Here is a 6,319-nt window from a genome sequence, read left to right as displayed (position 1 = left end):
TGAGCGAACAGATTTACTGCCAAATTATGACAGTGTTTGCGGATGGGAATGCATAACAAAAGTATCAAGGTGACGCATTACACTCGGCATTTTTGGTTTGAAGTTCAGTGGATTTGGTGAGTTCATCATGGCGCACCTTATCCTAGGCGTTAAACACATTTAAGGAAGTTTCAGTGAAAAAGGTTATTCTCTTTCTATGTCAGGGTTTGGAAGAATACGAAGCAAGTGTATTCACTGATGCTCTCGGTTGGACGACAACTTATGGGTTAGATCCAATTGAGCTTGTGACTGTTGGTTTGCGTCCTAAGGTAAAATGCGCATGGAATTTCACGATTGAACCTCAATTTCAGTTAAGTGAAATAGACATCAATGATTTCGATGCACTGGCTATTCCTGGCGGTATGAGCCGTTCTGGATTTTATGAAGATGCATACGATGAAAGGTTACTTTCGTTAATCCGTAACTTTGACTCACAAGGCAAGATAATTGCATCTGTTTGTGTTGGAGCATTACCAATTGCTAAAAGTGGTGTTCTTAATGGCCGTAATGGCACAACTTATCATTTAAGTGAAAAACGTCAGACTCAAATGAGAGAAATGGGTGTAAATATCATCCAGAAGCCCGTTGTTATCGACAAAAATATAATCACATCAAGAAGTCCTTCAGCTGCAATGGATGTTGCTTTCACTGTAGTAGAAAAGCTCACATCAACGGCTAACTTAGATCGCATTAAAGAAGGCATGGGATTCATCGAAAAGTCATGTGTTTAACAAAACAATCAAGGTGATGCCATTACACTCGGCATTTTTGGTTTGAAGTTCGGTGCGCTTGGTTGGTTCAACGTGGCACACCTTATTGTAGGCGTTAAACACATTTAAGGAAGTTTCAGTGAAAAAGGTTATTCTCTTTCTATGTCAGGGTTTGGAAGAATACGAAGCAAGTGTATTTACTGATGCTCTTGGTTGGACGACAACTTATGGTTTAGAACCAATTGAACTTGTTACGGTTGGTTTACGTCCAAAGGTAAAATGTGCATGGAATTTTACGATTGAGCCTGAATTTCAGTTAAGTGAAATAGACATCAATGATTTTGATGCTCTGGCTATTCCTGGCGGCATGAGCCGTTCTGGGTTTTATGAAGATGCATACGATGAAAGGTTACTTTCGTTAATCCGCGACTTTGACTCACAAGGTAAGATAATCGCTTCTGTTTGTGTCGGAGCATTACCAATTGCTAAAAGTGGTGTTCTTAATGGTCGTAATGGCACAACGTACCATTTAAGCGAAAAACGTCAGGCTCAAATGAAAGAAATGGGTGTAAATATCATCCAGCAACCCGTTGTTATCGACAAAAACATAATCACTTCAAGAAGTCCTTCAGCCGCGATGGATGTTGCTTTCACTGTTGTAGAAAAGCTCACATCAACTGCTAACTTAGATCGCATTAAAGAAGGCATGGGATTCATTGAAAAATCATGTGTTTAACAAAACAATCAAGGTGATGCATTACACTCGGCATTTTTGGTATGAAGTGCGGTGCGCTTGGTTGGTTCAACGTGGCACACCTTATTGTGGGCGTTAGCACTCACAAGCTTCGAAAGTAAGGAGATATTCCATGAAAATGGTATGCAAACTTTGCAGAAGTAAAACAGAATTATGTAATTCGCATGCAATTCCAGACAGCTTGTTTCGAGTTATATTTCGAGCAAATAGCGGGAAAGCTATAGAGCTGAATGACACTATAGATAAGCCGATTGGTTATTCACAAGATAGCTGGGCGACTGATCAATTGTGTGAGCGGTGCGAACAGAAAATAAATCAATCATATGAGCAGTACAGCTTAAAAGCATTAAGAGGTGCATATGGCGGCTTTACTCGTTTGGATGATGGTGTTCTTTTTGAGTCACTGGATACGTTGAAGATAAGGCAGTTTATTGCGGCAATAATGTGGCGAGCAAGCGTATCTGATCATACAAGTTATAAAGCAATCTCGTTGCCGGATAAGCTCAATGAAAAAATGAGATTTTCATTGAATACACTGTCATTGATATCTAAACGTACTCTTTCTATTCGTGGTTTCAAATTGGTTGATAGTGTTGATGGTGGGTTTACGAGAGAGCATCTTCGAGAGTGTATTATTTCTCCGTTTACACGGCGTTATTTAGACTCAAATAATAAACTTGGGAACACAGTATGTTTCATATTCCTAGGGTTTTTGTTTGAGGTGTTTCTATCTGGCTACCCAAAGGATAGTTCTTATCATTCTGAATTCATAGGATTTAACAAACAAAGTTATAAGTTTAAATATCTGGAAATCACTGAAATACCGGAGGTTTTTGAGGTGATGGTGCAGGCATATAGTAAGCACAAAGAGGGTCATACGAAAATAAAGTGCTAACAAGGCAATCAAGGTGATGCGTTACACTCGGCAGTTTTGGTATTGAGTTTGGTGCGCTTTGCTGGTTCAACGTGGCACACCTTATTGCAGGCGTTATGCACCTAGAGCAAAGTATTGTTTAAGTTGAAACTTTGTCGCTCTTTTCCACGATTTCTTTGACCATTCGTTCAGCGAAAGGCTGTCCAAGAAGTTCAGAGAAAAGCAGGTTGTTGTGTTCTTTGCTGCCTTAAATTCTGGCAATGTAACATCGAACCAGTCAACGTTACTCCGCAGTGAAAGTGCTGTTGTGTTTCTTTGCCCATCAGTTTGGTGCAGCAGCCAAAGCTAGTCCGTATCAGGATGTCATGCAAATTGGTCTGGTTCAAAGTTGTTGAATGTAGGATGGAATTATCAACGCAATAACTTGTTGTTCGTTAGGCGAAAAGACATATAAGAGGAAAGACTTGCGGCCAAATAGGGGTCGCAATAATGGATGGGGTTGCATAACAAAAGTATCAAGGTGACGCATTTTACTCGGCATTTTTGGTATGGAGTTCAGTGGGTTTGGTGAGTTCTTCGTGGCGCACCTTATCCTAGGCGTTATGTACCTAGAGCAATGTATTGTTTTGTGTTGTAGCTTCATCGTTCAATACCAAAATTTCTCAGGCCATTCGTTCATCAAAAGGCTGTCGTTTGGCATCGAGGATAAGCTGGTTGGAAGTTCAGTTGCTGTCTTTGTGTATGAACCGTCAGGCTTTCGTTTAATACCCTTTGTGTTCCGCGGTTTCAGAAAGCAGCGATCCCTTTGGCTTGCAACTTCAGCGCAGGGCAGCCAATCTGGTTTGGCATCAGGAATGTAAAAAAGTCCTGCTGGCTTAAAGGCGTGGATTGTCTGCTGGGATTTTTAAGTCAGGATTTGTTGCTGTTTCAGTTAGAAGACATCATGCCTGGACAGATTTTTGGCCAAGCAAAGGTAGCGTAAATGGATAGAGTTGCATAACAAAAGTATCAAGGTGACGCATTTTACTCGGCATTTTTGGTATGAAATTCAGTGGATTTGGTGAGTTCATCGTGGCGCACCTTATCCTAGGCGTTATAAGTCAATCATGGTAAATTTATGAAGAACAAAAAAATATTCACAATAATATCAGTTCTAATATTATCCGTGCTTGGTCTGTTTTTGTCAGTCCGCGTATATTCTATATATTCAATTAATAAAGTCATTGCGCACAATGGCGGCGTGGGAAATATTAACCGACTAAAAGAGCGAAAGGTTAATATTATAGGTGAGTTTAGTAGTGCTCATGCCAAAATAGAATTGGATTTTGTAATGATAAATACGGAGTTTATGTTTGAAAAAGTAAATCCGATAGGGTTGCTCCGTCCTAATCATAATCTTCATGTATATTATTATGAGGAGGGGGATGTTTTTAAATCCATTACTATAATGAATGGTTCAAAAGAACCAAGTCTAGTTGATGGTTTTATGAGTTATAATAATGATAAACGTAAGCTCCAAAGTGTGATTGGAGAGGAATATTTACGTTCAGATTACGAGTTAACAACTTTCTTTTATGGGTTTCAGCCAGATAGTGTGAATTTTTTATCAACATTAGATGATATTCAAATCGCTATGGCTTCAATGGTTTTTCGCTCTGTATATATTCCATTTTATGGCAATTTATATTCTTTTAACCTTGATAATAAATATCGTGGGCTTCAGTTTGGTGAAGCAGATTCAAATCGAGATGTTAGGGTTAATGTGTATGATAAAAGTAAGTTATTGATTAAGTTTGTTTTTCATAATATGACGCAGAAAGAAGTAGACTTCGCCCTTTCAACAATGGAAGTGAAAAATCAACCAGACTTATAACAAGGCAATCAAGGTGACCCGTTACACTCGGCGGTTTTGGTATGAAGTTCGGTGCGCTTTGCTTGTTCAGTGTGGGGCACCTTATTGCAGGCGTTAGGGCTTCTAAAGCAGCAATCTCCAGCTGTCGATAAGTCATGGCTAAATATGATTTATGTTCTTTCGTTCAGCGGTCATGAAGTCATGCGATTTATTTGTGATGGGTCGATGCTTAACTGCTAAAAAGTCATCGTTTGCAGCCATATTAAGATCGTTGGTTGTTTACCGTGAAAATGGATGTTGTCGGTCTTAGTCCGCAGTACGCTCGATTCGGCTTCTCAGCACGTTAAAGATACTCGTGGCACCGGTTCACGCTGTTAGTCACAAGAGATTCATTGCCAAGCTGACTTTCGATTCATGAATGATGGTTCTGCTGAGAGAATGATCCTACAACCACCGTCGGCGCTGGGAGATGGATACCCGCCAAAATTGCCCTAACAAAACGCACCATGGGACAGCTGTTACTCGGCAGTTTTGGTTTGAATTGAGTTTTGTGATTACGGTATTTAAATTTTGGTTCATGGGTCTAGCTGCCCATGTGCTCAGCGTTATGTAAAAAACACTTCGACGGTAATCTATATACTTAAACTACTCCAAGATGCAGGATTCAGAGTGATATCGGCAAGCTCAGTTCAGGAAAATCGTGATAGGGTATGTTATTTGACACCGAAATGAGTTCGTTGAATCCTTATCAAAGGGCTAGTTTACTTGGCTGGTATGCGGTGTTGAAGTTCTTTGACGTAAAGTTACTATGTCTTTAAATCTTCGCCTTGTCTACCAGCCAAGTCATTCTCGCTAAAACGAGCATTTTGAAGTGGTTTGAGTATAGTGGATTAGATTCAAATGAATTTTGAGCAGTTTCGTTGTTCCCAGTTTAACTTCCGTTGTGCTTTACGGTCTAACCCTGATTCAACCATTTGTATTTTCCTAAAGTCACGACCTTTAAATTGGTAAGAGTCGGCTGTTTCTTGAGTAAGGTGAGAGGTGTCACTTTCCCATTGGCTATAGATTTTATTATATGTTGCTCTCCCTTGAGAGAAAGAAGCATCTAAGCAGATAGCTAAGTTTAATCGTTCGGCATTAAAAGCAAATGCTGAGCTGGAAATTAGGGATAGTGACAATAGTGATAGTTTTAATAATTTCATAAGTATTTCTATATTGTTCATACAAAACAATGGATTGTAACGGGTAGTGGCATAATTGCAATCTTAAATTAAGTGATCGCTTGTAGGGAAATGGTCAAATTTTATTTACATAACAAGGCAATCAAGGTGATGCGTTACACTCGGCGGTTTTGGTATGGAGTTCGGTGTGCTTGGCTAGTTCAACGTGGCACACCTTATTGCAGGCGTTATGCACCTAGAGCAATGTATTGTTTTGTGTTGTAACTTCATCGCTCAATACCAAAATCCCTCAGGCCATTCGTTCATCAAAAGGCTGCCGTTTGGCATCGGGGGTAAGTTGGTTGGAAGCTCAGTTGTTGTCTTTGAGTACAAACCGTCAGGCTTTCGTTTAACACCCTTTGTGTTCCGTGGTTTCAGAAAGCAGCGGTCCCTTTGGCTTTCAGCTTCATCGCAGGGCAGCCAATCTGGTTTGGCATCAGGAATATGAGAAAGTCCTGCTGGCTTAAAGGCATGGATTGTCTCACTGGATCTTCAAGTCAGGATTTGTTGCTGTTCCATTCAAAAGACATCATGCGCGGACAGATTTTCGGCCAAGCAAAGGTAGCGCAAATGGATGGAGTTGCATAACAAAAGTATCAAGGTGACGCATTTTACTCGGCATTTTTGGTATGAAATTCAGTGGATTTGGTGAGTTCATCGTGGCGCACCTTATCCTAGGCGTTATAGCAATTGTTACATTGTTGTATGTAGCTCAAACCCACATGATACTGATAGTTAAAGCAGGACTTATAATCGAGTAATAATCTAAACTTTAGAGGTTATAAATGTTGAATAAAGAAGAGAGGAAAAGACTTCGAAAGTATCAGAGAAATGCGACTCAGTTTTCATCAAGAGGTAAAACACTATGTT

5 protein-coding genes are annotated in these 6,319 nt (G+C 40.0%); 4 read left to right on the top strand and 1 reads right to left on the bottom strand.

Features of this window, described 5'->3' with window-relative positions; all coding sequences use genetic code 11:
• Positions 1-173 precede the first annotated feature (173 nt).
• The 4 genes from C9I89_RS22070 (at position 174) to C9I89_RS22045 (ending at position 4,250) form a co-directional block, all read left to right on the top strand.
• Complete coding sequence (locus C9I89_RS22070) at positions 174-770, top strand: DJ-1/PfpI family protein (RefSeq protein ID WP_107285479.1); 597 nt, start codon at positions 174-176, stop codon at positions 768-770.
• A 118-nt stretch (positions 771-888) separates the two neighbouring features.
• Positions 889-1,485, top strand: coding sequence for a DJ-1/PfpI family protein (locus C9I89_RS22065; protein ID WP_107285478.1), 597 nt, complete (start codon positions 889-891; stop codon positions 1,483-1,485).
• Between the two features lie 130 nt (positions 1,486-1,615).
• Positions 1,616-2,398, top strand: a complete 783-nt coding sequence (locus C9I89_RS22060) for a hypothetical protein (protein ID WP_107285477.1) — start codon at positions 1,616-1,618, stop codon at positions 2,396-2,398.
• Between the two features lie 1,096 nt (positions 2,399-3,494).
• On the top strand, positions 3,495-4,250 hold the full coding sequence (locus C9I89_RS22045) for a hypothetical protein (RefSeq protein ID WP_107285474.1): 756 nt from the start codon (positions 3,495-3,497) through the stop codon (positions 4,248-4,250).
• An 875-nt stretch (positions 4,251-5,125) separates the two neighbouring features.
• Here C9I89_RS22045 and C9I89_RS22360 read toward each other — a convergent pair.
• Entirely contained in the window at positions 5,126-5,431 is a 306-nt protein-coding gene (locus tag C9I89_RS22360; RefSeq protein ID WP_146155090.1) for a hypothetical protein, read from the bottom strand.
• Positions 5,432-6,319 lie beyond the last annotated feature (888 nt).

Origin of the sequence: Photobacterium lipolyticum (genome assembly GCF_003026475.1) — a bacterium.
In the GTDB taxonomy this organism is placed as follows: Bacteria; Pseudomonadota; Gammaproteobacteria; order Enterobacterales; family Vibrionaceae; genus Photobacterium; species Photobacterium lipolyticum.
This window is presented reverse-complemented; position numbering and strand designations above follow the sequence as displayed.

Coding starts and splice junctions, on each gene's coding strand:
- C9I89_RS22060 (WP_107285477.1), top strand. CDS start 1,616: ATGAAAATGGTATGCAAACTTTGCAGAAGTAAAACAGAATTATGTAAT.
- C9I89_RS22045 (WP_107285474.1), top strand. CDS start 3,495: ATGAAGAACAAAAAAATATTCACAATAATATCAGTTCTAATATTATCC.
- C9I89_RS22360 (WP_146155090.1), bottom strand. CDS start 5,431: ATGAAATTATTAAAACTATCACTATTGTCACTATCCCTAATTTCCAGC.